This window comes from Microbacterium trichothecenolyticum (assembly GCF_000956465.1).
GTDB lineage: Bacteria > Actinomycetota > Actinomycetes > Actinomycetales > Microbacteriaceae > Microbacterium > Microbacterium trichothecenolyticum.
Genome location: NZ_JYJA01000027.1, coordinates 82,063 through 106,564 on the forward strand (window position 1 = coordinate 82,063; position 24,502 = coordinate 106,564).

General features: G+C 69.9%; 21 protein-coding genes. 10 read left to right on the forward strand and 11 right to left on the reverse strand.

Features of this window, described 5'->3' with window-relative positions; genetic code table 11:
* Positions 1-138: 138 nt before the first annotated feature.
* Positions 139-1,254, reverse strand: coding sequence for an ROK family transcriptional regulator (locus RS82_RS04790; RefSeq protein WP_045297315.1), 1,116 nt, complete (start codon positions 1,252-1,254; stop codon positions 139-141).
* A 125-nt stretch (positions 1,255-1,379) separates the two neighbouring features.
* Between RS82_RS04790 and RS82_RS04795 the strand changes: the two genes are divergently transcribed.
* From RS82_RS04795 to RS82_RS04810, 4 genes are read left to right on the forward strand one after another with little or no spacing between them, the layout of a single operon-like run.
* Complete coding sequence (locus tag RS82_RS04795) at positions 1,380-3,548, forward strand: alpha-galactosidase (protein ID WP_045297317.1); 2,169 nt, start codon at positions 1,380-1,382, stop codon at positions 3,546-3,548.
* Between the two features lie 40 nt (positions 3,549-3,588).
* Positions 3,589-4,875 (forward strand): ABC transporter substrate-binding protein, encoded by a 1,287-nt coding sequence (locus tag RS82_RS04800; RefSeq protein WP_045297318.1) that lies wholly within the window; start codon positions 3,589-3,591, stop codon positions 4,873-4,875.
* A gap of 1 nt (position 4,876) precedes the next feature.
* Positions 4,877-5,812: a carbohydrate ABC transporter permease gene (locus RS82_RS04805; protein WP_045297319.1), complete on the forward strand. Its 936-nt coding sequence runs from the start codon at positions 4,877-4,879 to the stop codon at positions 5,810-5,812.
* Positions 5,812-6,729, forward strand: a complete 918-nt coding sequence (locus tag RS82_RS04810; protein ID WP_045297320.1) for a carbohydrate ABC transporter permease — start codon at positions 5,812-5,814, stop codon at positions 6,727-6,729. The genes RS82_RS04805 and RS82_RS04810 overlap by 1 nt, the downstream gene beginning before the upstream one ends.
* A gap of 41 nt (positions 6,730-6,770) precedes the next feature.
* Here the strand turns inward: RS82_RS04810 and RS82_RS04815 are convergent, their stop codons facing one another.
* Positions 6,771-7,652, reverse strand: coding sequence for an alpha/beta fold hydrolase (locus RS82_RS04815; RefSeq protein ID WP_045297322.1), 882 nt, complete (start codon positions 7,650-7,652; stop codon positions 6,771-6,773).
* Positions 7,653-7,665: 13 nt separating this feature from the next.
* Positions 7,666-9,162: a carboxylesterase/lipase family protein gene (locus RS82_RS04820; protein WP_084695459.1), complete on the reverse strand. Its 1,497-nt coding sequence runs from the start codon at positions 9,160-9,162 to the stop codon at positions 7,666-7,668.
* Positions 9,163-9,294: 132 nt separating this feature from the next.
* Here RS82_RS04820 and RS82_RS04825 point away from each other — a divergent pair, with 132 nt between their 5' ends.
* Positions 9,295-10,476: an acyltransferase family protein gene (locus tag RS82_RS04825; RefSeq protein WP_084695461.1), complete on the forward strand. Its 1,182-nt coding sequence runs from the start codon at positions 9,295-9,297 to the stop codon at positions 10,474-10,476.
* A 170-nt stretch (positions 10,477-10,646) separates the two neighbouring features.
* Positions 10,647-11,849: an oxygenase MpaB family protein gene (locus RS82_RS04830; protein ID WP_245619515.1), complete on the forward strand. Its 1,203-nt coding sequence runs from the start codon at positions 10,647-10,649 to the stop codon at positions 11,847-11,849.
* A gap of 163 nt (positions 11,850-12,012) precedes the next feature.
* On the opposite strand, the gene efeB is transcribed toward RS82_RS04830, so the two are convergent.
* The 4 genes from efeB to RS82_RS04850 form a co-directional block, all read right to left on the reverse strand.
* On the reverse strand, positions 12,013-13,287 hold the full coding sequence (efeB, locus tag RS82_RS04835; RefSeq protein WP_245619518.1) for an iron uptake transporter deferrochelatase/peroxidase subunit: 1,275 nt from the start codon (positions 13,285-13,287) through the stop codon (positions 12,013-12,015).
* A gap of 61 nt (positions 13,288-13,348) precedes the next feature.
* Positions 13,349-14,575, reverse strand: coding sequence for an iron uptake system protein EfeO (gene efeO, locus RS82_RS04840; RefSeq protein WP_045297328.1), 1,227 nt, complete (start codon positions 14,573-14,575; stop codon positions 13,349-13,351).
* A complete protein-coding gene (efeU, locus tag RS82_RS04845; protein WP_045297329.1) occupies positions 14,572-15,546 on the reverse strand; it encodes an iron uptake transporter permease EfeU in 975 nt (324 codons plus the stop codon). Before efeU ends, efeO begins: the two co-directional genes overlap by 4 nt.
* A 139-nt stretch (positions 15,547-15,685) precedes the next feature.
* Positions 15,686-16,651, reverse strand: coding sequence for a helix-turn-helix transcriptional regulator (locus RS82_RS04850; RefSeq protein ID WP_045297331.1), 966 nt, complete (start codon positions 16,649-16,651; stop codon positions 15,686-15,688).
* 70 nt (positions 16,652-16,721) lie between these two features.
* Here RS82_RS04850 and RS82_RS04855 point away from each other — a divergent pair, with 70 nt between their 5' ends.
* Positions 16,722-17,861: an epoxide hydrolase family protein gene (locus RS82_RS04855; RefSeq protein WP_045297332.1), complete on the forward strand. Its 1,140-nt coding sequence runs from the start codon at positions 16,722-16,724 to the stop codon at positions 17,859-17,861.
* Between the two features lie 97 nt (positions 17,862-17,958).
* The gene (locus RS82_RS04860) at positions 17,959-18,993 is read left to right on the forward strand and encodes an isopenicillin N synthase family dioxygenase (protein ID WP_045297334.1); all 1,035 of its coding nucleotides are present in this window, start codon (positions 17,959-17,961) and stop codon (positions 18,991-18,993) included.
* Positions 18,994-19,078: 85 nt separating this feature from the next.
* Here the strand turns inward: RS82_RS04860 and rpsO are convergent, their stop codons facing one another.
* Positions 19,079-19,348 carry a 30S ribosomal protein S15 gene (gene rpsO / locus RS82_RS04865; protein WP_005048780.1) on the reverse strand — a complete coding sequence of 90 codons (270 nt, stop codon included), beginning with the start codon at positions 19,346-19,348 and terminating at the stop codon, positions 19,079-19,081.
* A gap of 176 nt (positions 19,349-19,524) precedes the next feature.
* Between rpsO and RS82_RS04870 the strand changes: the two genes are divergently transcribed.
* Positions 19,525-20,835, forward strand: a complete 1,311-nt coding sequence (locus RS82_RS04870; RefSeq protein WP_045297335.1) for an MFS transporter — start codon at positions 19,525-19,527, stop codon at positions 20,833-20,835.
* Positions 20,836-20,932: 97 nt separating this feature from the next.
* Entirely contained in the window at positions 20,933-21,952 is a 1,020-nt protein-coding gene (locus RS82_RS04875; protein WP_084695462.1) for a DMT family transporter, read from the forward strand.
* Here RS82_RS04875 and RS82_RS04880 read toward each other — a convergent pair.
* From RS82_RS04880 to RS82_RS04890, 3 genes are all read right to left on the reverse strand, one after another.
* Positions 21,915-22,478 carry a YceI family protein gene (locus RS82_RS04880; RefSeq protein WP_045297337.1) on the reverse strand — a complete coding sequence of 188 codons (564 nt, stop codon included), beginning with the start codon at positions 22,476-22,478 and terminating at the stop codon, positions 21,915-21,917. The genes RS82_RS04875 and RS82_RS04880 overlap by 38 nt on opposite strands.
* 174 nt (positions 22,479-22,652) lie before the next feature.
* Positions 22,653-23,021 carry an FKBP-type peptidyl-prolyl cis-trans isomerase gene (locus RS82_RS04885; RefSeq protein WP_045297338.1) on the reverse strand — a complete coding sequence of 123 codons (369 nt, stop codon included), beginning with the start codon at positions 23,019-23,021 and terminating at the stop codon, positions 22,653-22,655.
* A 199-nt stretch (positions 23,022-23,220) separates the two neighbouring features.
* On the reverse strand, positions 23,221-24,444 hold the full coding sequence (locus RS82_RS04890) for a PrsW family intramembrane metalloprotease (protein WP_045297340.1): 1,224 nt from the start codon (positions 24,442-24,444) through the stop codon (positions 23,221-23,223).
* Between the last annotated feature and the right edge of the window lie 58 nt (positions 24,445-24,502).

Genomic DNA, 24,502 nt, shown 5'->3' on the forward strand with positions numbered 1-24,502 from the left:
TCGCTTCTCCGCTCCTTCGCCGTGCGGGTTCTCCGTCGGACGAATCTATGCAAATGAATGTATCTCGTAGAACGTGTGCTCACCAAGATTATTCCGAAACGGATGCCGCGGCCCGTGCCGCCCCCATGGCACCGGCGTTCAGTCGAGCCGCAGCCGGTCGACGGCCGACTGGATCGCGACGGCGGCGGCGCCGCGAGCCCACGCGGTGAAGCCGGAGTCGTCGACGAAGAGCCGCACGGGCTCCGCCCGCGGATCCCTGCCTGCGGAGATCGCGGCCCGCACGCGCTCCTCTGCGATCGCGAAGAGTCCGATCCCCTCGCCGGCGAGCACCACGGCGGCCTGGAAGGTGAGATTCGCCGCGAGCGCGATGAACCGGCCGAGCGCGTCGGCTGCAGCGTCGACCACCATCACGGCTGCAGGCTCACCTGCCGCGGCGAGCGCGAGCACCTCGTCGTAGGACACCGGGCGCTGCAGCGCCGCGGACACCTGCGCGGCGATCGACCCTGACGTGAGCATCGCCTGCGAACAGCCGCGATGGCCGGCCTGGCAGAGCGGACCGGTGTCGCTGAGCGGGATGTGGCCGCCCAGGCCCAGTCCCGCCTCCGCGGTGCGCACGACCTCGCCCCCCACGACGAGGCCGTAGCCGACACCCGCGCCGATCGTGAGGACGACGAAGCCCGAGATGCCTCGTCCGAGCCCGAACCAGCGCTCCGCCTCGGCGAGCGCGACGAGGTCGTTCTCGAGTGCGACCGGAACGCCGAGATCCTGCTCGAGAAGCGATGCGAACGCGACGTCCTCCCACTCGAGGAACGGCGCGTAGCGCACGATGCCGCCGTCGACAGCCCCGCCGAGCGCGACCCCGACCCCGACGAGGGCATCGCTGTCGAGTGCGCGGATCGCGTCGGCGATCCGCGCGGCGACCAGCACGGGCTCATGCGTGTCGAGCGGCACCGTGCGCTGCGCGAGCAGCCCCGCACGCACGTCGGTGACGACCACCTCGATCGCGTCGCCGGTGACCTTGACGCCGGCGAAGCGCCCGAGGCCCGGTGCGACGTCGAGCGGGCGCACCGGCCGTCCGACCGACCCGTCGGCGAGATCGTCGAGTTCGACCAGATATCCGCGATCGAGGAACGGCTTGGCGAGTCGGGTCAGGCTCGCCGGCGACAGCCCCAGCCTGCGCGTGAGCGCACTGCGCGCGATCGGGCCGTGGATGAGCACAGCTCGGGCGAGTGCTCGCTCGCTGTCCGTCAGCATCGTCGACAATCCCCCCTCCGGCGCGAAATGCTTTCATTCTGGCACGAATACCCCGCCCAGAGACGTTTGAAACAGTTCGAACTCCCCTCTTGTTCGCTTATTACTTCCGTGATAGAACTAACTCTATGCACAGCACCGACAGGCTGCTCGCCGCCGAGCACACCGTCCCTGCCCCGGATCCTCGCGTTCTGCATCTCCTCCGGGGAGGAACGAGCGTCCTCGTCGACCTGGACGCCGCGCCGGCACCGGCGATCGTGCATTGGGGCGCGGCGCTCGAAGACTCCGCGCCCGCCACGCTCGGCTCGCTCGCCGTCGCCGCGCGGGCACAGCGCGTGTCGGGCGGTCTCGACGCGACCCCGGCGCTGACGCTGGTGCCCACCGGCGCGGAGGGCTGGTTCGCAACCCCGGGCCTCGAGGGGCACCGTGAGGGCTCCGGGCTGAGCATCCGTCTCGCGCTCGCCGATGTGCAGGCAGGCGAGCACCGCGCGAGCATCGCCCTCGCCGACGCCGAGGCAGGCCTCGCCGTGCGCGTGGAACTGCGGATCGGCCCGAGCGGCCTGTTCCACCAGCGCGTCACCGTGCGCAACACCGGCCCGACGCCCTACACGCTGCAGTCGGCCCAGCCCACGTTCCCCCTCCCCTGGGACGCCACCGAGATCTTCGACACGACGGGCCATCACCTGCGCGAGCGCTCACCGCAGCGGCGCACGCTGGGCACCGGCTCCCACGTCCGCGAGAGCCGTCGCGGCCGCACCGGCGCCGACTCGGCGATCCTGCTCGCCGCCGGTCGGCCGGGGTTCGGCTTCGAGCGTGGGCGGGTGCACGGCATCCACGTCGCATGGAGCGGCAACCATCGGGTCACCGCCGAGCGCACGACCACGGGCGATGCGCTCCTCGCGGGCGGCGAGCTGCTGCTGCCCGGCGAGGTCGTGCTCGCGTCCGGCGCCGCCTACAGCTCCCCCTGGGCGATCGGTTCGTGGGGCGACGGCCTGACCGAGCTCTCGGCACGCTTCCACGACGAGTGGCGTGCGCGCCCCCAGCACCCGCGGCGCCCGCGCCCCGTGACGCTGAACACGTGGGAGGCGGTCTACTTCGATCACTCCCTCGAGCGGCTCACGGCCCTCGCCGATGCCGCGGCATCCGTCGGCGTCGAGCGCTTCGTCCTCGATGACGGCTGGTTCGAGGGTCGTCGCGACGACACCGCCGGTCTCGGCGACTGGACCGTCGACGGCGACGTGTGGCCCGAGGGCCTGCATCCGCTCGCCGACCACGTGCACGCGCTCGGGATGGAGTTCGGCCTCTGGGTCGAGCCCGAGATGGTGAACCCCGACAGCGACCTCGCGCGCCGGCATCCGGACTGGATCCTGCGGGGACGGATGTCGCTGCCGCCGTCCGCACGACAGCAGCAGGTGCTCGACCTCTCGCACCCCGAGGCGTACGCCCACATCGCCGCCCGCCTGCACGCCCTGCTGGACGAGTACCCCATCGCCTACCTCAAGTGGGACCACAACCGCGATCTGGTGGACGCCGCGAGCGGACCGGCCGGGAGCGCGCGCGTGCACGAGCACACGCTCGCGGTCTACCGCCTGCTCGACGAGCTGAAGGCGGCACACCCCGGCCTCGAGATCGAGAGCTGCGCATCGGGCGGAGCCCGTGTGGACCTCGGCATCCTGGACCGCACCGACCGCGTGTGGACCAGCGACAGCCTCGACCCGCTCGAGCGGCTCGACAACCAGAAGTACACGGGCGTCGTCGTGCCGCCCGAGATGCTGGGCATGCATCTGACGAGCCCCGTCGTCCACTCGTCGGGGCGCACGGTCTCGCTCGGCCTGAGCGGTGCCGTGGCCCTGTTCGGCCACTTCGGCATCGAGTGGGACCTGACCAGCCTCGACCATGCCCGTCGCGCCGAGATCGCGGAGTGGGTCGCACTCGCGAAGCGCCTCCGGCCCCTCATCGCGTCGGGTCGCGTCGTCCACGTCGACGGCACCGAGCCCGGGATCGATGTGCGGGGGATGGTGGCAGCGGGCGCCGCATCCGCGGTCTTCACGATCGTGCAGACCGCGACGACCGCCGCGTACCCGCCGGGTCGCATCCGGATGCCGGGGCTCGACCCCGCACGCACCTACCGCCTTCGCGTGCTGGTGCGCGACGGCGAGGACGCCGGGCAGTCCCCCCTCGAGTGGGCCGAGTCCGACACCGTGCTGACCGGCCTGCAACTGGCCGAAGTGGGCGTGCGCCCACCCGTGCAGCGCCCGCAGCAGGCGATTGTCGTCGAGCTCACCGCCGAGAACTGAACACCCGCTTTCCCAACCCCCACGCGCAAGGAGGCGCACGATGAGAACCATTCACCGACGATGGATCCGGCCGCTCGCGGTCGTCGCCGTCGCCGCGACAGTCGCCGCGCTCGGCGGCTGCGCCCAGAATCCCGCGGACGCCGTCACGACCCTGAACTTCTTCCAGTTCAAGGGCGAGGCGCTCGAGGACTTCAACGACATCATCGCGGGCTTCGAGGCAGAGAACCCCGACATCAAGGTGGTGCAGAACCAGGTCGCCGACGCCGACACGGCCATCCGCACGCTCCTGGTGAAGGACCGCATCCCCGACGTCATCACGCTCAACGCCAACGGCAACTTCGGCCGGCTCGCACAGGCGGGCGTGTTCTACGACTTCTCGGACGAACCGGTGCTCGACACGATCAACCCGGCGGTGCAGGACATCCTCGCCGACCTCGGCACCTACGGCGACGAGGTGAACGGCCTCGGCTACGTCAACAACGCCAACGGGGTCATCTACAACCAGGACATCTTCGAGGAACAGGGCCTCGAGGTCCCGCAGACGTGGGACGAGTTCATCGCGGTGTGCGACGCGCTGGTGGAAGCCGGCATCCAGCCGTTCTACGGAACCCTCGCCGACTCGTGGACCGGGATTCCGTCGTGGAACGCGCTCGGCGCGTACCCCTCGCAGAACGGATTCTTCGACAAGATGCGGGAGGAGGGCGCCGAGGTCGGGCCCGACTCCGAGGTGTCGTTCGAGAAGGACTTCGCCGAGGCGATGGACCGGCAGTACCAGCTGTACTCCTACATGCAGGAGGGCTACCGAGGCAAGACCTACGACGACGGCAACGCAGCCTTCGCACGCGGCGAGTCGGCGATGCTGCTCCAGGGCATCTGGGCCACCAACCCGATCAAGCAGGTGAATCCCGACATCCGGATGGGGATCTTCCCCTACCCCACCGATGAGCCCGGCGAGAGCCTGCTCGTGTCCGGCGTCGATGTCGTCTTCACGCTCGGAAAGGACAACCCCAAGCACGACGCGGCGATGCGCTTCATCGACTACGTGTTCCAGCCCGAGGTGATCGAGAAGTTCGCCGCGTCGCAGAACATGGTGCCCTCCGTCGAGGGCGCGGAGCTGAGCGACGATCCGGCGCTCCAGTCCGTCCGGCCCTTCTTCGAGGACCGGAGGATCACCGGCTTCATCGACCACCAGATCCCGCCGGCCATCCCCCTCATCCCCACCGATCAGCAGTTCCTGTTCGACGGCGACGCCGAGAAGGCGCTGCAGACCCTCGACCGCGAGTGGGCCAAGGTGGCCGCCCGCACGATCCCCGTGACGGGAGAATGACATGGCCACCCTCACCGAGGCCGTCCGATCCACTCCGACGGGCACTGCCCGCAAGCGCGCCACCCGCACGCGCACGGACTCGTCCCGCGCCCCCGCGACCTACTACTGGATGGTGTGGCCGGCGGTCATCGCCTTCGCCGCCTTCCACACCCTGCCGGTCGTCGTGGGCATCTTCTTCAGCTTCACGAACTACGCCGGCTACGGCGCCTGGAACTTCGTGGGGCTGTCGAACTACTTCAACCTGTTCAAGGACGATCGCGTCCTGCAGGCATACGGGTTCTCGTTCCTGTTCGCGATCGTCGCGACGATCCTCACGAACGCGTTCTCGCTCGCCATCGCGCTGGGGCTGAACGCGAAGATCAAGGCGCGCAACTTCTGGCGCGGCGTCTACTTCGTGCCCTACATCCTGGCGATCCTGGTGATCGGCTACGTGTTCCAGTTCTTCTTCTCGAACTCGCTGCCGAAGATCCTGTCGGGCATCCCGCTGTTCCGCGACAACATCCTCACCAACGAGACGTGGGCGTGGACCGCGATCGTGGCCCTGGCCGTCTGGCAGGCGTGCGCGTTCGCGATCATCATCTACCTCTCGGGGCTGCAGACGATCCCCACGGAGCTCTACGAGGCGTCCTCGCTCGACGGCGCCTCGCCGTGGCGGCAGTTCCGCTCGATCACGTTCCCGCTCATCGGCGCGTTCTTCACGATCAACGTGGTGCTGAGCCTGAAGGGGTTCCTGCAGGTCTTCGACCCCATCGTCGCCCTCACCAACGGCGGACCGGGCACGTCGACCGAATCGGTGACGCTGCTCATCTTCCGGGGCGGCTTCTCGGGCGGCGAGTTCGCCTACCAGACGGCCAACGCGGTGATCTTCTTCATCGTGATCACGGTCGTCTCGCTCTTCCAATTCCGGGTCCTTCAGCGCAGAGAGGCCGACTTCTGATGACCACCATGACTAACACCGCTTCGCAGCTCGAACAGGAGGTCGATGCCGTCACGGCGAACGACCGCCGCAAGCGACGCGGCGAACCCGACGACGACACCCGCAAGACCAACTGGTGGGCGACGGCGCTCATCGCGGTGTGCTCGCTCACCGTGCTGATCCCGCTCTACCTGGCGGTCGTCGTCGCCCTCAAGACGCCGGAGCAGCTGACGGAGGGCACCGGGTTCGAGCTTCCGAATCCGATCCGCTGGGAGAACTTCGCGGACGCCTGGGTGCGCACGAGCTTCCCGCAGGCGCTCCTGAACACGGCGATCATCACCGTCGGCTCCGTGGTGTTCACGCTGCTGACCAGCTCGATCGTGGCGTATGCGCTGGCGCGCAACATCCACCGCCCCTTCTTCAAGGGCGTGTTCTTCTACCTGCTCGCGGCACTGTTCATCCCGTTCCCGATCATCATGCTCCCGCTGGTGAAGCAGACGTCGATCCTCGGGCTCGACAACCAGGCCGGCATGATCATCCTCTACACGATCTACGGCCTGTCGCTGAACATCTTCATCTACACGGCCTACATCCGCTCGATCCCGATCGAGCTCGAAGAGGCGGCGCGCGTCGATGGAGCGTCGACCTGGCGCATCTTCTGGTCGGTGATCTTCCCGCTCCTCATGCCGATGAACGCGACCGTCGGCATCATCACCTGCGTGTGGGCGTGGAACGACTTCATCATGCCGCTGGTGGTGCTGACCGAACCGTCCGCGCGGACGCTGTCGCTCGCGCAGTACGTGTTCCAGGGCCAGTTCAACACCGACTACACCGTGGCCTTCGCCTCGTACCTGATGGCGATGGCGCCGCTGCTCATCGTCTACATCTTCAGCCAGCGCTGGGTGATCTCGGGCGTCACACGGGGCTCGATCAAGTGAGTGAAGGGGGACGGATGCCGCGGGCCGCGGCATCCTCCTCCTCACCGTGCGTCGGCGAAGAGTCGCAGCATGTCGCGCGCGAGCTGGTGCGGCGCGGTCTCGCAGGGCGCGTGACCGGTCGGGTACGTCGCGACGCGGGCGCCGATGCGCGCGGCGTAGGCATCGTGCTGCGCCTGCGGCCAGAGGTCCTGGTCACCGACGGCGATCAGCTTCGGGATGTCGACCGCCGCGACGGCGTCGGCGAAGTCGGGCGTCGACATCATGAGCCCGACCACGTCGTCGATGCAGGCGCGCCGTGTCACGCCGAGACGCTCGCGGACGAAGGCGATGCGACCCGGTGGCGTGCGGTTGAGGTTGTAGCGGATGCCCCAGAGGATGAGACCCGCTGCGCGGTGCGGCGACATGTCGGAGATCGGCCCGATGTGCTTCACGCCGCGGAAGACCTGGCCGGTCGCGGGCGGCGCGGCCATGAGCGTGAGGCTCCGGAAGAGGTCGGGACGCTCGACGAGCGCGAGCTCGGTGACCAGGCCCGCGAAGCTGTAGCCGAGCACGTGGGCGGGGCCGCCGTCCTCGAGGATCGCGATGAGATCGTCGACGAACAGCGCGTAGTCGTAGGAGTCCCGTGGTGGATCGAGATGGCGCGGCCCGGCTTCGGCCGACTCGTAGTGACCGGCGATGTCGTACGACTCGACGCGGTAGCCGGCGGCGGCGAGCAGCGGGAACAGCAGGACGAAGTCCTCCTTCGAGCCGGCCACGCCCGGGACGAGCACGACTCTCGGCGCGTCGTGCTCACCGAGGCGCATCCGCGCAAGACCCCCGCTGGGGGCGCGGAACACGTCGCGCTCGGTCCCGCCGGGGAACACATGCCAGTCGAGGTCGGCAATGGCCTGGTCGCGCTGCAGCGCGTCGTCGATCGTCGTCATCGCGCCTGCGAGACTACCCCTCGGGAAGGCCGTCGAGCTCGTTCTGCCGCGGCGCGTAGTCGATGTGCCCGCCGTCGGCATCGAACGCCTGTACCGGCCGCCGCGCCGACCATGCCTCCCAGCCCGGATCGCCGTCGACCACGAACGACACCCACGCCCGATGCATCGCGTCGGCGAGGGTCTGGGGCCCGTCCGGACCCCCGATGCCGATCGCGTCGGGCTCGGTGAGCCGGTCGAACACGAACCCGAGCTCCATGACGTGCGCGGCGCCGAGCCCGTCGACCGGGCTCCGCCACCGGAACTCGTACACCCACGTCGGCGAGCCCGTCGACCCGACCCGACTGTCGGCGAACCGCGTGATCGGGCCGCGCAGCAGGATGTCGCCGATCACCTCGCCCAGCACCTCACCCGGTTTCGCGCCCGGGCGGCGAGCGCGGTGAGCCCGCACGATGCGCGCCGGCACGCGGGCGGCCAACCGGGCGACCGTCACCGTGAGCCAGCTCGCCTTGTCGACCGCCCCCGACGGGACGAGCCACAGACGATACTCCTCGCTGGTGGAGCCGATGAGGACCGGGATGCCCCGACCCGCGCCCGCGAGCAGGGCATCGAGCGGGCTGCGGGGCACGGCCTCGCCACCGATCGCCAGCGCGACCGTCGGCCCGCCGCCGAGCGGAGAGCCGCCCGCAGCCAGCGCGGTCTGCTGTGCGACGAGCTCGTCCGCGGGGACGCCGGAGAATCCCGCACGGGTGGCGGCGATCTTCAGTCGCTTGGCGATCTCGCGCGTCATGCGGCCCGCCTTCTCGGGCGGCCGCGCCTCGAGCGGCCCGGACTGCAGGATCGCCCGGTCGAACAGCTCCTTCGCGTGCGGCAGCGCCAGCAGTGCGGTCAGCGTGTTGGCGCCGGCCGAATGTCCCATCACGGTGACGCGGGCCGGGTCGCCGCCGAACGCGGCGATCTCGCGGCGCACCCAGCGCAGCGCGAGCTCCTGGTCCAGCACGCCGAGGTTCTGCGGCACGTCGTCGAGCACCGCGAAGCCCTCCTGGCCGAGCCGGTACTGGATCGACACGTACACGATGCCGTGCCGCGCGAAGCGCTCGCCGTCGTAGGTGGGAAGCGCGGTCGTGCCGCGCGTCAGCGCGCCGCCGTGCACGAACACCAGCACCGGCAGAGCTGTGTCCGGTGCTCGATCGGCGGGCGTCCACACGTTCACGGTGAGGATGTCGTCGCCGGGCACCTCGACGGACGCGAGGTACTTCGCGATCGCCGGACTGTACGGGCGCTGCGGCGCGGTCGGTCCGAAAGCCGAGGCATCCCGCTCCCCCGCCCAGGTCGCGGCAGGCTCGGGAGCGCGGAAGCGGCGCTCGCCCACCGGCGGGGCGGCGTACGGGATGCCGAGGAAGCGGTCGAGCCCACCGTCCCGGGTGCCGCGGACGACCCCGGTGCTCACCGTCACGACGGGGCGGGTGGTCGCCGGGCCTGTCGAACCCGCCTGGGTCGCAGCATCCGACATCGGTGAATCCCTCCCGGCGACCGTGGTCGGCACGCTCGCACTCAGATTCAGCCAGTGCGGGACTCGGTGTCAAGCGAGAGCGCCGAGCGGCGCACGCGGCTAGTCTGGTCTGCGCCCCGGCGAGAGGTGACGATGACCGGCAGCAGCGTTCCGCCCACCGCGACGACCCCCACCCCGACGGGATCCGTCGCCCGTCCGCGGCGGCGCACGCCGTTCTGGGACAACGCACGCTTCGCGTGCATCGTGTTCGTGGTGCTCGGCCACGCCGTGCAGCGGCTGACGTACGACTCCGACATCGCGCTGGGCCTGTACCTCGTCATCTACGCGTTCCACATGCCGGCGTTCGCGATCATCTCGGGCTACTTCTCGAAGTCCGATACCCCGACCAAGACGCAGATGGCACGCGTCATCACCGACATCCTGGTGCCCTACCTCGTGTTCGAGGGGCTGTGGACCCTGACCAAGTGGATCGTCGAGGGGCAGGCGAACCCGAACATCACCCAGCCCTCCTGGACGCTGTGGTTCCTGCTGGCGCTCGGCATCTTCCGCGTCGTGCTCCCCTACCTCGCCCTGCTGCGCTGGCCGCTGCTGTGGACCGTCGTGATCTCGATCGGAGCGGGATACCTGCCCAACATCGGCTCGACGTTCTCGCTGTCGCGCACGCTCGGCCTCCTGCCGTTCTTCACGCTCGGCTGGTGGCTGCGCGAGCACGACATCGTGGCGCGCCTTCGACTCCTGGACCGTCGGCCCTGGTGGGTGCTCGCCGGCGGGCTCGGACTGTTCGCCGTCGCAGGCTGGGCGGCATGGTTCTTCGTCGACGACTGGCGCGCGATGAACCTGCGCGAGTGGCTGTTCTACGACGAGAACTACGCCTCGATCGGCGGCACGCAGTGGTGGGCGGGCGGCGTGCGCCTCGCGCTGATGGTCGTCGCGGTCGTGCTGTCGACGGCGTTCTTCGCGCTCGTGCCGCGCAGCACGCACTGGTGGACGCACTTCGGCCAGTACACGATGTACGTCTACCTGCTGCACTCGTTCGTGCTCTACCCGTTCCGCGAGAACGGCCTGCTGCGCAACGCGGAGCCGACGTGGCTGTGGCTGCCTCTCGTGATCGTCGGATCCGTGCTGATCGCCCTCGGACTCGCGACGAAACCCGTGCGCCGCATCTTCCGCCCGCTGGTCGAGCCGCGTCCGACGTGGCTGTTCGCCGATCGCGCCCTCGCCCGCCGAGAAGGACGGCGCAACGATCCCACCGGATCGCGGCGGCCGCGGGAGGAACCGCGGATGCCCCGACCCGATCCGCGCCAGAACGGCTGACTCCGTTGCGAAACCCCTGGACATCAGGGGGTTGTGCGGCGCGCGCGTACCACATATGTTAACGGCGAATCACATTCGTCCTGGATGGATCGACACGCGGGAACCGGCGTCGAGGATGTCGCCGGGCGGGATCCGTCCCCCGTCGGGAAGCAGGTACCCCCATGCCCGAAATGACCAGACGCTCCGTCCTGACGCTGGGGGCCGCGCTCGGTCTCGCCGGCGTCGCCATCCCCAAAGCGGCCTGGTCGTGGTCGCCCGCGGGGTCGGTGCTCGGCACCGGCTCCGGCGTCGATCCGCAGTGGGTGTGGGACGACGACCTCGACCGCATCATGGCTTCCGTCATCTCCAGTGGTCAGACCGCCGCGATCAACGACGCGATCCTGCCCTGGGTCAACAACTGGCAGCCGGTGCCCACCGGCCTCCCGCCGGAGCTGGCGGGCTTCCTCCAGGGCTCGACCCAGCTGCCGTCCTGGGCCGACCGGACCAAGCTGCGCCGCGCGGCGGACTTCAACCGCCGCAAGGACACCTACCTCTTCATGATCTACGGGATCGGCGGCGGCATCATGAGCACCGTCATCCCGCGCGAGGCGCGGTCGGTGTACCACTCCAAGGGCGGCGCCGACATGCAGGACCGCGCGGCGAAGACGTTCAGCTTCGGCTACGACCTGAGCGATATCAACGCGTTCGAGACGACCGGCGAGTTCATGGTGACGTCGAACAAGACGCGCATGGTGCACTCCGCCGTCCGCCATCTCCTGCCGCAGTCGCCGCACTGGCAGCAGAGCGGTCACGACGAGCAGATCCCCATCAGCAACCACGACATCCTCGTCACCTTCCACAGCACCGGCACCTTCGCGCACAAGAAGCTCAAGGAGTGGCGGGTGCCGATGTCGACGGCCGACCAGGACGCCTTCCTGCACTCGTGGCAGGTCGCACTGCACTTCCTCGGCGTCCGCGACGAGTACATCCCCGCGACCTGGGACGCCGCGCACGCCCAGGCCGCGCAGATCCTGACGCCCAAGCTGGCGTGGACGCCCGAGGGCCAGGAGCTCGCCGAGACCCTCCTCGGCCTCACTGCGCAGGTCGATCTCGGCGTGACGCGCGGCTTCCTCAACGAGTTCGTCCGCTATCAGCTCGGCAACGAGATCGGCGACTGGCTCGGCCTCCCCCGCGACTACGTGTCGGCCGCCACGATCCGGGTCGGCTGGCCGAGCTACATCGCGTTCCGCGAGGGGCTCCTTCCGCTCATGCCGGCGAACTTCTACCTGTTCGACCAGCTGCTGCGCGGCATCGCGATGGCCTTCCTGAACCGCGGCGCATCGGGCACGACCACCCCCATCACCATCCCGGACATGAACCGGCCCACCCCCTGAGAACCGCGGATGGCCGGGCAGGACGCCGGCCCGGCCACCCACCGGCATCGCGGCCGTCGCGCCGAGCTCGCTGATGCCCGCGTTGTTGACCAGCACGCTGCGCGGGGGACGCGTCATGCGTCCAGCACGCCGGACGACGGTCTCGGTCGCAACGGGCGTCAGATCATGCGAAGAGTGCCGCCCCGACGTACGAGCCGGGCGCCGCGCCCGACGGAATCGCCCACAGGCCCGAGCCCACGTGGCGGATGTACTCGTTCATCGTGTCGGTCGACAGCGCGCGCTGGAGCGTCACGAACTGCTCGGGCGAGCGCTGGTACGACAGGAAGAAGAGGCCAGCGTCCAGACGACCGAGCTCGTTGTTGCCGTCGACGAAGTTGTAGCCGCGGCGGAGGATCCGGTTGCCGTCGTTGAGCTCGGGGTGGGCGAGGCGCATGTGGCTCGTGACGGGGATCGCCGGCTCGCCATCGGCGCCGGTCGCGTGGAAGTCCGGCTCGGTGAACTCATCGCCGCCCGAGAGCGGGGCGCCGGCGCCCTTGGTGCGGCCGATGATCGCCTCCTGCTCGGACAGGCGCACGCGGTCCCACGTCTCGATGAGCATCGCGATCTTGCGTGCGACCAGGTACGAGCCGCCCGCCATCCACGCCGGCTCATCGGATGCCGCGACCCAGACGTGGTCGTCGAGGGCGGCCTGGTCGGTCGCGAGGACGTTCGCGGTTCCGTCCTTGAAGCCGAAGAGGTTGCGCGGCGTCGACTGCGCCGCCGTCGTGCGCGACGTGCGTCCGAAGCCGAGCTGCGACCAGCGCAAGCGGGCCCGGCCGAACGCGATGCGGCTGAGGTTGCGGATCGCGTGCACCGCGACCTGGGGGTCGTCGGCACACGCCTGGATGCAGAGGTCGCCGCCCGAGTGGGCGGGGTCGAGGTCGTCGCCGAGGAACGCCGGGAGCTTCTCGAGCTGCGCCGGCCGCATGGCGGCGAGGCCGTAGCGGTCCTCACCGTCGTTCTCGAAGAGGGTGGGGCCGAAGCCGAACGTGATCGTGAGGCCGCTCGCCGCCAGACCCAGGGCCTCGCCGGTGTCGTCCGGCGGTGCCTCGGGAGACCCGCCGACGGCGCCCGTCGCGCTGACGTCGAGCCCCTGCGTCATGCGCGCCGCCGCATACGACCAGTCCTGCAGGAGCGTGACGAGGTCGTCTCGATCGGTGCGCGCCATCATGTCGAACGCCGCGAAGTGCAGGTGGTCCTGCACGGGAGTGGTGATGCCGGCCTGATGGGCGCCGAAGAAGTCGTAGACGGATGCCGCAGCATCCTGTTCGCGCGCACGCCCGACGGCGACCCCCGCCGTCGCACCCGCGCCGGCGCCGAGCGCGAGGCCGGCGGCGCCGGCACCGAGCGCGAGACCGAGGACGCCACGGCGCGACAGGCTCGCGGATGCCGGCGGCACCGCCTCCGTGGCGGAGGCGGTGCCGCCGGTGACGTTCGGGCCGGTCGAGGATGTGGTCAACTCAGGCCAGCACGGTGTTCGTGAGCTGCGCGAGCGGCTCGGCGAGGGCGTTGATGAGGTCGGTGAGCTCGCGCTTGTCTTCGTCGGTGAGCTCGGTGTACACGACGAAGCCGTCCTCGAGTGAGCCGTACTCCGCCAGCGCGGACTCGAGCTCGGCGTACCCGCCGTCGATCTCGTCGGCGAGCGCGGTGCCCGCGTCGCCCTGTGCCGCCGCGAAGTCGCGCACCAGCGAGAACGCCATCTTCGAGCCCTCGACGTTGGCGGCGAAGTCCGACAGGTCGGTGCCCGACCACCAGTCCTCCTCGCCCTGGATCTTGCCGGTCGCGACCTCGTCGAGGAGCGCGATCGCGCCGTTCGAGATGCCGGCGATGCCCTGCGCGTCGAGCGAATCCTGGAACTCGTCGGAGTGCACGTAGTCGTACAGCTCCTGCACGTCGGCGATGAGCTGGTCGCCGAACGCGGCGCGCTCCTCGGTCGTCGACGGCGCCCAGTCCTGCCACGCGGGGGTCTCGCCGTCGGCGTTCAGCGCGTCGGCGGCGGGTACCCACAGGTCCTTCTCGATGCGGTGGAAGCCCGTCCAATCGAGGCCCTCGGCGACGGCGTCGACCTCGCGGTAGTCGATGCGCGGGTCGAGGTCGCCCAGCGCCTCGGCCACGGGCTCGATGCGCTCGTAGTACGCGCGCACGGCGGGGAACTGCGTGCGCGCGGTCTCGTCGTCGCCCGACTCGTATGCGGCGACGAAATCGGACACGGCCGGGGCGAGCTGCCCGACCTGGTCCTTGACGAACCCGGCGTACAGCTCGACAGCCTGCTGCTTCTGCTCGGCGTCCTCACCGGACACCTCGACCGCCTCGCCCGAGACCGCGAACGCGGCCTTGCCGACGCCCTCGCCGATCATTCCCGGCTTGCACAGCGTGTAATAGTCGCCCGGCTGGGCGACGACGGTGAGGGTGCGCGAGGCGCCGGGGGCGATGTTCTCGACCTCGCCGACGATGCGCAGGCCATCCTCGGCCAGCAGGTAGAACTCGGTGACCTCGTCGCCGTCGTTGCTCACGTCGAACGTGAGCGTGCCGCTGGTGGCGGACGAGCCGGACACCTCGCAGCCGGCAGCCGTCGACGACACCGACAGCGCGTCGGACCCGGCGAGGTCGGCCTTCGCGACGCAACCCGACAGGATGAGGGCGCCGACGCCGGCGAAGGCGAGGGCCGGAAAGAGACGAGAGGTCATGCTTCTCCTTGCGAGGACGGAACGGGCGACGGTTCGGAAGATTCGGACGCGGGTGCGGCGGATGCGGCGACCTCGGTCGCAGCCGGGCGCGCGGCGGGGCGGGAGCGCACCTGGCCGCGCAGCCAGATACCGCCGACGATGCCGACGTAGAGCACCCACGCGACGACCTGCAGCCATGACATGCGCGGCATGAAGCCGACGGTCGCCTGCAGGATGGCCGCGAGCGCGCTTCCCGGAGGGATCGACGCGGTCACATCGAAGGCCCAGCCGAGCGGGAACGCCGCCCAGCCGACCGCGACCTCGCCGGTGACGGGGTCGATCGGGGCGGCCGCGGTGAACGGGCCGGGAAGCGCCCCGGCCTCCTGCAGGTCGTGGATCGCGTAGGTCAGCACGCCGGCGGCGACGATGACGAGGAAGGCACCGGTCCACCCGAAGAAGATGCGGAGGTCGAGGCGCAGCATCCCGCGCGCCAGCGCCCAGCCGAGAAGGACGGCGGTCACAAGTCCCAGCAGCGCACCGGCGAGCGCGGCGGGCGCCTCGCCGAACGACTGCACCATCGACCACAGCAGGAGGGTGGTCTCGACGCCTTCGCGCGCGACCGAGACGAAGCCGATCGCGACCAGAGCCCACAGGCTCCCCGTCGCGAGCGCGCGATCGATGTCACCCTCGAGCGTCCGCTTGAGGGTACGGGCGGTCTTCTGCATCCAGAAGATCATCCAGGTGACCATCGCGACCGCGAGGAGCGACAGCAGCCCGCCGAGGAGCTCCTGCGCCTCGAACGTCAGGGTGTACGCCCCGAACGTGAGGATCGCCCCGATGGCGACTGCGAGCGCGATGGCGAGGCCGACGCCGGCCCACAGACGGGGCAGCACATCGCGGCGACCGAGCTTCGTGAGGTAGGCGACGAGGATGCCGACGACGAGCGCGGCTTCGAGGCCTTCACGCAGGCCGATGAGGAAAGTGGCGAGCAACGGGGTTCCCAAGGTGGTGCGGATGACTCGGCGCTCCGTTGCACCGCGGCACACCTGCGGCCTCCGCGAGCGGAGACACTCAACATAGGTGAGCCTTACCTACGACGCTACCGAACAGCTGTGCGGCTGTCCATCTCGGTTACGGCGCGGATGCCTCGGCCGACGCGCGGACATAGCGCTCCGCGAGACGCCGCAGGTGCGGCACGAGCTCGACCGGGGAGTCGACCGTGAAGTCCATGCCGAGCATGCCGATGTAGGCCGCGATCGTCTCGAGGCTGTCGGCCCCGGTGACGAGCACCGACGTCGTGGGGTCGATCGCCTCCACCACCCCCACGGTCGGGTTGATCCGCGCGATCACGTCGTCCGCGGGAGCGGCGATCCGCAGGCGCGCGTGCACGTTCCAGCCCGCGGCCGCGATCGACCTCAGCGCGAAGGCCGTGAAGTCTCCCCCGGGCACCGGCACCGGGTCGAAGGGTCGGCGCGTCGGCATGCGCGGCTCGATCCAGTCCAGGCGGAACGTCTCCCAGTCGTCCGTGTCGGGATCGCGTGCGACCAGATACCACCGTCGCTGCCAGCTGAGCAGCCGATACGGCTCGACTCGACGCGGAGTGCCGCGATCTTCGAATCTCAGCCACTCCCCCGCGTGCACGGCCTGCGCGACGGCACTCAGCACGTGGGGTTCGACCTCGGGGTCGGGCGCATCGGTGCCGACGTTCTCGGGGCCGCGATCGATCGTCGTCGCGACGGCGTCCACGGTCGGCCGCAGCCGATCGGGGAGGACCTGCAGCAGCTTCGCGAGCGCGCGGGCACCGGCTTCGTCGACGCCGGCCACCCCGCGCGTCACGCGCAGCCCGATCGCCACGGCGACCGCCTCGTCGTCGTCCAGCAGCAGCGGCGGAAGCTTCCCTCCGGCGGCCAGCCGGTACGAGCCGGCGCGACCGCGCTCCGCCTCGACCGGATAGCCGAGCGTGCGCAGACGCTCGATGTCGTTGCGGATCGTGCGCACGGAGACGTCGAGCCGCGCCGCGAGCTCCGGCCCCGGCCAGCGCGGGCGACTCTGCAGCAGCGCGAGGAGCGCGAGCATCCGCGCCGAGGTGTCGGCCATCGCGCTCGATTCGTCATGAGTTCGGATAACAGGAAGATAGCTTGCCTGTTTCGACCGTAGCGTCGGAGACATGAACACCGCAACCGCCCCCAGCACCGACATCCGCCCCTTCCGCATCGACGTGCCCGAGGCCGACGTCGACGACCTCCGCGACCGGCTCGCCCGCACGCGACTCCCCCAGCCCGCACCCTCCGATGACTGGGAGTCGGGAACGCCCAACGACTACCTCGCCGACGCCGTCGCGCACTGGCGCCGCTTCGACTGGCGTGCCGCCGAAGCCCGCATGAACGAGTTCCCGCAGTTCACGACCGAGATCGACGGACAGACGATCCACTTCGTGCACGCCCGCTCTCCGCACGAGGGCGCGACCCCGCTGCTCCTCGCGCACACGTACCCGGGCTCGTTCGTCGACTACCTCGACATGATCGGCCCGCTCGTCGACCCGGTCGCGCACGGCGGCCGCGCCGAGGACGCGTTCGACGTCGTCGTGCCCGATGCCCCGGGCTTCGGCTTCAGCCAGCCCGTGACCGACGCCGGCTGGACCACCTCCCGTGTCGCCGCCGCGTACGACGTGCTCATGCGCCGCCTGGGCTACGACTCGTACGGCATCCACGGCAGTGACAACGGCGCGATGATCGCCCGCGAACTCGGTCTGCTCGCCCCCGACGGCTTCCTCGGGCTGCATGTGCTGCAGCTGTTCTCGTTCCCCTCGGGCGACCCGGCGGAGTTCGAGAAGCTCGAGCCGCAGGACTACGCCGGCCTCGAGCACATGCAGTGGTTCCAGTCGGTCGGCGCCTACAACACGATGAACGCCGCCCGACCCCAGACCGTCGCCGCTGCGCTGTCCGACTCGCCCGTCGGTCACCTCGCCTACGCCGAGCTGTTCAACTCGTTCGGCAACGGCACGTCGCTGGTCCCGCTCGATGCGATCCTCACCGAGGTGAGCGTGGCCTGGTTCGCGAACGCCTCGGCGGGCATGAGCCGCGCCTACCGCGACAACATGCTGGCGGAAGCCGAACCCCGCGTCAGCGACGCACGCACAGGAGTCGCCGTCTTCAAGGACGACTTCCAGACGATCAAGGTGTTCGCCGAGCGCGACAACTCGAACATCGTCCAGTGGAGCCGCTTCGAGCGCGGCGGCCACTACGCGGCACTGGAGGTCCCCGAGCTCGTCGTCGGCGACATCCGCACCTTCTTCGCACGCTCCTGAAGAACTCCGAGCCGGGGCGTCGGAACCTCCCGCCGCCCCGGCTTAACCGTGCGCAACAAACAGGACGGATGCCGCGACAGCCGCCTACTCTCGCACCATGACCGACCTCAATCTGCCGATCCTCGACCTCTCCCGGCTCGACGCGGGCCCGGAGGCGGCCGCGCAGTTCCGCGACGACCTGCGCGCCGCGACGCACGACGTCGGCTTCTTCTACCTGACCGGCACGGGCGTCTCGCCCGAGCTGGAGGCGCGACTGCACCAGGCCGCACGCGACTTCTTCGCCCTCCCCGAGGCGGACAAGCTCGCGATCGAGAACGTCAACAGCCCGCACTTCCGCGGCTACACCCGCATCGGCGGCGAGCGCACGCAGGGCAAGGTCGACTGGCGCGAGCAGATCGACATCGGTCCTGAGCGCGAGGCGATCACCGACGCCGACGCCCCCGACTTCGCACGGCTCATCGGCCCGAACCTGTGGCCGAGTGCGCAGCCGGAGCTCCGCGAGGTCGTCTCGGAGTGGCACGACCACCTGTCGGGCGTCGCTCGCAGGCTGCTGCGCGCCTGGGCCCTGTCGCTCGGCGCACCCGAGAACTACTTCGACGAGCACTTCGGCGAGCCCTCGACGCTCATCAAGATCGTGCGATATCCGGGCAAGGAGGACCCGACGCCGCAGCAGGGTGTGGGCGCCCACAAGGACTCCGGCGTGCTGACTCTGCTGTGGGTCGAGCCCGGCAAGGGCGGCCTCCAGGTCGAGCGCCACGGCGAGTGGGTGGATGCCCCGCCGGTGCCCGGCGCCTTCGTCGTCAACATCGGCGAGCTGCTCGAGTACGCGACGCAGGGCTACCTCACCGCGACGAAGCACCGCGTGATCTCGCCGCGCTACCCGGACGACCGGATCTCGGTGCCGTTCTTCTTCAATCCCGCCCTCGACAAGCGTCTGCCGCTCATCGAGCTGCCCGACGAGCTCGCGGCGCAGGCGCGCGGCGTCACTCAGGATCCGTCGAACCCGATCCACGCTCTATACGGCGAGAACGCGCTGAAGTCGCGGCTGCGCGCGCACCCCGACGTCGCCGAGATCCACCACGCGGATCTGGTCGCGGCGCGGGCCGGGGCATCCGCTCGACTGTCGGGCTGAGACATCCGGGAACGACGAAGGCCTCCCCACACCGTGGGGAGGCCTTCTCAAGAATGTTTTGCGCGATTGAACGCTGGTCGATGCCTTATCGACGGAGACCGAGGCGCTCGATGAGCGAGCGGTAACGGTTGATGTCGATGTCCTGGAGGTAGCCCAACAGGCGGCGGCGCTGACCGACGAGCAGGAACAGCCCACGACGCGAGTGGTGGTCGTGCTTGTGCTCCTTGAGGTGCTCGGTGAGGTCCTTGATGCGCTGCGTCAGCATCGCGACCTGCACCTCGGGGGATCCGGTGTCACCGGGGTGCGTCGCGTACTCTTCGATGATCGCCTTCTTGACGTCTGCTTCCAGTGCCATAGGTGATCCCCTCTCTGCTTGTTGCGCGGTGCTCGTCACCCGATGTGCGAGCTCTCTTTCTCCGCGGCCGATCCAACGGCAACCTGAAGAGTCTACCAGCCAACGGATGCCCCGGCGAACCGGCCGCCCATGCGCCCGGGTACGCTCGGATCCGTGCAGCACACCGAGGCCGACGAGTGAGCGCCGGGGAGCATCGCAGCCACTTCATCGACCTGCGGCCCTTCCGCGCCAGCCCGGCGTTCGCGCGCATGTGGATCGGCTCGACGCTCGCCGGTCTCGGCGGGCAGCTGACCATCGTCGCGATCATGCTGCAGATGTACGACCTGACCGGGTCGACGTTCGCGGTGTCGATGATCGCGGTCGCGGGGCTCGTGCCGATGGTCTTCGCCGGGATCTACGGCGGCATGCTCGCCGACGCGTTCGACCGCCGGGCGGTGGCCCTCATCGCCGCGACCGTCACGTTCGCCTCGACCGCGCTGCTCGCCGTGCTGACCTGGGCGGATCTCGAGACCGTGTGGTGGCTGTACGCGCTGAGCATCGTCAACTCGTCGGCGAACTCGATCGTGTTCGCCTCGCGTCAGGCGATCGTTCCGCGCCTGCTCCCGCGCGAGCTCCTTCCGGCGGCGTCGGCGCTGGGCGGCATCACGGTCGGGATCATGGTGATGGCCGGGCCCGCCCTCGCGGGTGTGCTGGTCGCCCTCACCGGCTACGCGTGGACCTACACGCTCGACGTCGTGCTCATGACATCGCTCTTCCTCGGGCTGTGGACCCTTCCGAACCTCCGTCCCGAGGGCGAGGTCGTGCGGCCGGGACTCGAGTCGCTCCGCGACGGCTGGCGGTTCCTGAAGCGCGCGTCGAACATCAGGCTGCAGTTCATCCTCGACATCATCGCGATGACCTTCGGCCAGCCGCTCTCGCTCTTCCCCGCGATCGGCGCGGTGCTGCTCGGCGGCGGGCCGATCACGACGGGCGTGCTCACCGCCTCGGTTGCGGCCGGAGCCTTCGCCTCCAGTCTGTTCTCGGGCCGGGTCGGCGGCATCCGACGTCAGGGCGTCGGGATCGAGCGCGCGATCCTCGCGTACGGCGGCTCGATCGCCGCGCTGGGACTCGTCCTGGGCGCCGCGGCGCTGGGGTGGTTCGCCCCGGACGGCGTCGACGCCGACACCCCGAACCTCGTGCTCATCGCACTCGCGTGCCTCGTGCTCGCGGTCTCGGGCGCCGCCGACAACATCAGCTCGATCTTCCGCAACACGATGGTGCAGTCCGCGGTGCCCGACACGATCCGCGGCCGCCTGCAGGGGATCTTCATCGTCGTGGTGACGGGCGGCCCACGCCTCGGCGCCCTGTACGCGGGCACGCTGGCGACGCTCACCGCACTGTGGTTCCCGCCGCTCGTGGGCGGCCTCATCATCATCGGGCTGGTGGCGACGCTGGTGCGGCTCACGCCGCGGTTCCGCGCGTACGACGCCGAGAATCCCGTCCCCTGAGCCGCGCCCGTAGCCTGACGGCCGCACAACGGCGGATTTCGGACGTCGCATCCCCTCCTGGGCTCCAGCGTCGGCGGGCGGGCGTACGGTGGCCACCGTGACCTCGACAAGAACGGCTCCGCCGGCGACGCGTGCGGAGAGGCTGCCGTCCCCGCGCTGGATCACGGTGCAGTTCGTCCTCGCCGGGATCGTGTGGGGCGCGAGCTTCCTCTTCATGAAGGTGTCGCTCACCGGCATCTCGCCCGCGCAGGTCGCGTGGACCCGCATCCTCCTCGGCGCGCTGACCCTCGGCGCACTCGTCCTCCTGCGGCGCGAGCACCTGACCCGCAGCCTCAAGGTGTGGGCGCACCTGACCGTGCTCGGGCTCACGTTCTGCGTCATCCCGTTCCTGCTGTTCTCGTGGGCGCAGCAGCACGTCAGTTCCGGCGTCGCCAGCATCTTCAACGCGACCACGCCGATCATGACCGCGATCATGGCGTGGCTGGTCTTCCGCGTCGAGCGACTCAAGGCCCTGCAGGTCCTCGGGATCGGCGTCGGCATCCTCGGCGTCGTGGTGATCATCGCCCCGTGGCAGGGCATCGCCCTCGACGGGAGCCTCGTCGCCGAATTCGCCATCCTCGGCGCGACGGCGAGCTACGGCTTCAGCTTCGCCTACATGCGGCGCTTCGTCTCGAACACCGGGATGTCGGCGCTCGCATTCACGTTCGGCTACATCGCGATGGCCGGCGTCGTCATGGCTCTGCTGACGCCGTTCCTCGTGCTGACGCCCGTGCGCCTCGACGTGCCGATCGTGGTGAGCCTGCTGCTGCTCGGCTGTCTCGGAACAGGCATCGCGTACGTGTGGAACCAGAACACCGTGCGCGCGTGGGGGCCCACGCGCGCCTCGACCGTGACCTACATCACCCCGGTCGTCGGGGTGATCCTCGGCATCCTGATCCTCGGCGAGACGATCACGTGGAACGAGCCGATCGGCGCGCTCGTCGTGTTCCTCGGCATCCTGCTCGCGCAGGACCGACTGCGTACGCGAAGAGCGGATGCCTCGGGGTCGAGGCATCCGCTCTTCTCTCGCCTGCGGAAGGTCAGTCCTGCTGGAGCGCGCCCTGCAGGTCGAGCGTGATGGTGACGTCCTTGCCGACCAGCACGCCGCCCGTCTCGAGGGCCGCGTTCCAGGTGAGGCCGAAGTCCTCGCGGTTCACGACCGTCTTGGCCGTCGCGCCCGCCTTGTAGTTGCCCCACGGGTCGGTGCCGAAGCCGCCGAACTCGAACTCGAACGACACGGGCTTGGTGATGCCGCGGATGGTGAGGTCGCCGTCCACGAAGAACTCGCCGTCCTTCACGTGGGCGCCGGTCGAGACGAACTCCATCGTGGGGTGGTTCTCGGCGTCGAAGAAGTCGGCCGAGCGCAGGTGGTTGTCACGGCCCTCGTCCTTCGTGTCGACGGAGGTGACGTCGACGGATGCCTCCACCTTGGCCTCGAGCGGGTTCTCCGGGGCAACGAGGGTGGCGCTCTTCATGCCGAAGGTGCCGCGCACCTTCGAGATCATCATGTGGCGCACGCTGAAGGTGACCTCGCTGTGCGCGGGGTCGAGCACCCAGGTGCCCGCCTTGTAGCCGGGAACGTCGATCGTGGTGGAGTCGGTCATGTTCGTCCTTCGTGTTCAGGTCCGTGTGGGGCGCCCGAGGGGACGGGCATACGGGTTCCAACACAGCCTCGCAGACGTTCTATTCCCGTGAATGTAAATTACGTGCGAACTCCTGGAGACCACGGAGGGGGCGGATGCCGCAGCATCCGCCCCCTCCGGACGATCGGGATGGAGTCAGCCGACCTTGATGAGGTCGATGACGAAGATCAGCGTCTTGCCGCCGAGGAAGTGGCCACCGGCCGGACCGTAAGCGAGGTGCGGCGGGATGACGAGCTCGCGGCGACCGCCCTCCTTCATGCCCGGGATGCCGTCCTGCCAGCCCTGGATGAGGCCACGGAGCGGGAACTGGATGCTCTCACCGCGGTTCCACGACGAGTCGAACTCTTCGCCGGTCTCGTACTCGACGCCCACGTAGTGGACGGTCACGGTATCGCCGGGCTTCGCCTCGGCGCCGGAGCCCACGACGATGTCGCGGACGACGAGGTCGGCCGGCGCCGGGCCGGCGGGTGCGTCGATCTCGGGCTTTGTGCGGTCGTCAGTCATGCGTCCATCCAATCATTGGAAGCGCGCCGGCGCCGAGCGAGTTCGCCGTCAGGAGAACCGCCGGGGTTCTCTTGACACCCGCGCAGGCGTCCCGGCATGCTGGGGGGCAGACCAACTCAGCGCTCGGTAGACACGCAGGCATCGCCGCGGCACCGAGCGCTGAGTCTTCGTATCGGGGGTTCTCGCGTCGCTTCGCGGGTCACGGCGCGAACATAGCGGCGCGGGTCGCCGCGGTCTTCGCGAGCAGGTCCCGTTCCTCAGCCGCGGCCTGCGGATCGCGCCCCGTGATCGCCCGCTGGCGTGTCGCAGCGAGGGCCGTGGCATCCGTGATGAAGGTCTTCATGAGCGGCGTGCGGTCCCCTCGCAGCGTCCGCGCCCACGCGAGGGCGGCCTTGCGCCCCGCCGAGGTCGCGAGCATGTCGACCTCCTGCGGCGTGAACCAGCCGGCGGCTGCGTACTCGCCGAGCCGGCGTCGCGTGAGCCGCGACTCCTCTCGCCGGAGCGCCACGACACCGAGGATGAACCCGATGAACAGCGGCACCTGCAACGTCAGGTAGAGGAAGAAGAAGTCCCCGAACATGGCGGACCCGTTCCAGAACGCGTGCAGCGCGATCGCGCCCGCGAGCCCGAGCAGCCCGGGCCCGATCGCCTGACCGGTCGACAGTCCGCGGCGCGCGGCAAGACCGAGCGCGAAGCCGGTGACGCTGGTGAACATGACGTGCGCGAAGGGCGACAGGATGCCGCGCAGGAAGAACGTCGTGGTCGTCTCGGTCGCGCCGCCCTCGATGAAGCTCACCGCGAAGTACTGGATGTTCTCGGTGAACGCGAAGCCGGCGCCGACCAGCGCGCCGTAGACGATGCCGTCGATCGGGCCGTCGAACGCGCGCCGAGCGGTCGCGAAGATGAGGAATACGCCGAGCCCCTTCGCGAACTCCTCGACGACCGGCGCCTGGACGACGGTCTGCAGCACCTCGCGGGCCCCGGTCGCCGGGCCGAACACCATCGACAGCAGCAGGTCGACACCGAGCGCGATGCCGACGGCGGCGATCGCACCCCACGCGATAGCCAGGATGAGCAGTCCGCGGGGCTCGGGTTCCCAGCGGTCCACGATCCGCACCGCGAACAGCACGCCCACCAGCGGCACCACCGCCAGCACCATCCCGATCAGCGACGCCGCCGGGCCGAGCGCGGTGAGGAAGTACGCCACCAGCACGATCAGCACGAGCACGAGGATGCCGATGATCCAGACCGATGCGCTGCGTCCGCGACGCGCGGCGGCGGTGGGCAGCTGCACGGGTGTGGGCGAGGACGACGGGGGCGTGATCGCCGCGGGAGCCGCGACGCGGGGCTGTGCGAGCGCGGAGGCGAACTCCGGCGGCGTGAGCGAGGGCCGGGGACGGGAGGCACCGGGGTCGAGCGTCATGCGCACAGCCTATGGGTGCACGACGCCCACCCGTCATCCGGGCCGTGGACCGCCCACC

Coding starts and splice junctions, on each gene's coding strand:
- RS82_RS04790 (WP_045297315.1), bottom strand. CDS start 1,254: ATGCTGACGGACAGCGAGCGAGCACTCGCCCGAGCTGTGCTCATCCAC.
- RS82_RS04795 (WP_045297317.1), top strand. CDS start 1,380: ATGCACAGCACCGACAGGCTGCTCGCCGCCGAGCACACCGTCCCTGCC.
- RS82_RS04800 (WP_045297318.1), top strand. CDS start 3,589: ATGAGAACCATTCACCGACGATGGATCCGGCCGCTCGCGGTCGTCGCC.
- RS82_RS04805 (WP_045297319.1), top strand. CDS start 4,877: ATGGCCACCCTCACCGAGGCCGTCCGATCCACTCCGACGGGCACTGCC.
- RS82_RS04810 (WP_045297320.1), top strand. CDS start 5,812: ATGACCACCATGACTAACACCGCTTCGCAGCTCGAACAGGAGGTCGAT.
- RS82_RS04815 (WP_045297322.1), bottom strand. CDS start 7,652: ATGACGACGATCGACGACGCGCTGCAGCGCGACCAGGCCATTGCCGAC.
- RS82_RS04820 (WP_084695459.1), bottom strand. CDS start 9,162: ATGTCGGATGCTGCGACCCAGGCGGGTTCGACAGGCCCGGCGACCACC.
- RS82_RS04825 (WP_084695461.1), top strand. CDS start 9,295: ATGACCGGCAGCAGCGTTCCGCCCACCGCGACGACCCCCACCCCGACG.
- RS82_RS04830 (WP_245619515.1), top strand. CDS start 10,647: ATGACCAGACGCTCCGTCCTGACGCTGGGGGCCGCGCTCGGTCTCGCC.
- efeO (WP_045297328.1), bottom strand. CDS start 14,575: ATGACCTCTCGTCTCTTTCCGGCCCTCGCCTTCGCCGGCGTCGGCGCC.
- RS82_RS04850 (WP_045297331.1), bottom strand. CDS start 16,651: ATGGCCGACACCTCGGCGCGGATGCTCGCGCTCCTCGCGCTGCTGCAG.
- RS82_RS04855 (WP_045297332.1), top strand. CDS start 16,722: ATGAACACCGCAACCGCCCCCAGCACCGACATCCGCCCCTTCCGCATC.
- RS82_RS04860 (WP_045297334.1), top strand. CDS start 17,959: ATGACCGACCTCAATCTGCCGATCCTCGACCTCTCCCGGCTCGACGCG.
- rpsO (WP_005048780.1), bottom strand. CDS start 19,348: ATGGCACTGGAAGCAGACGTCAAGAAGGCGATCATCGAAGAGTACGCG.
- RS82_RS04880 (WP_045297337.1), bottom strand. CDS start 22,478: ATGACCGACTCCACCACGATCGACGTTCCCGGCTACAAGGCGGGCACC.
- RS82_RS04885 (WP_045297338.1), bottom strand. CDS start 23,021: ATGACTGACGACCGCACAAAGCCCGAGATCGACGCACCCGCCGGCCCG.
- RS82_RS04890 (WP_045297340.1), bottom strand. CDS start 24,444: ATGACGCTCGACCCCGGTGCCTCCCGTCCCCGGCCCTCGCTCACGCCG.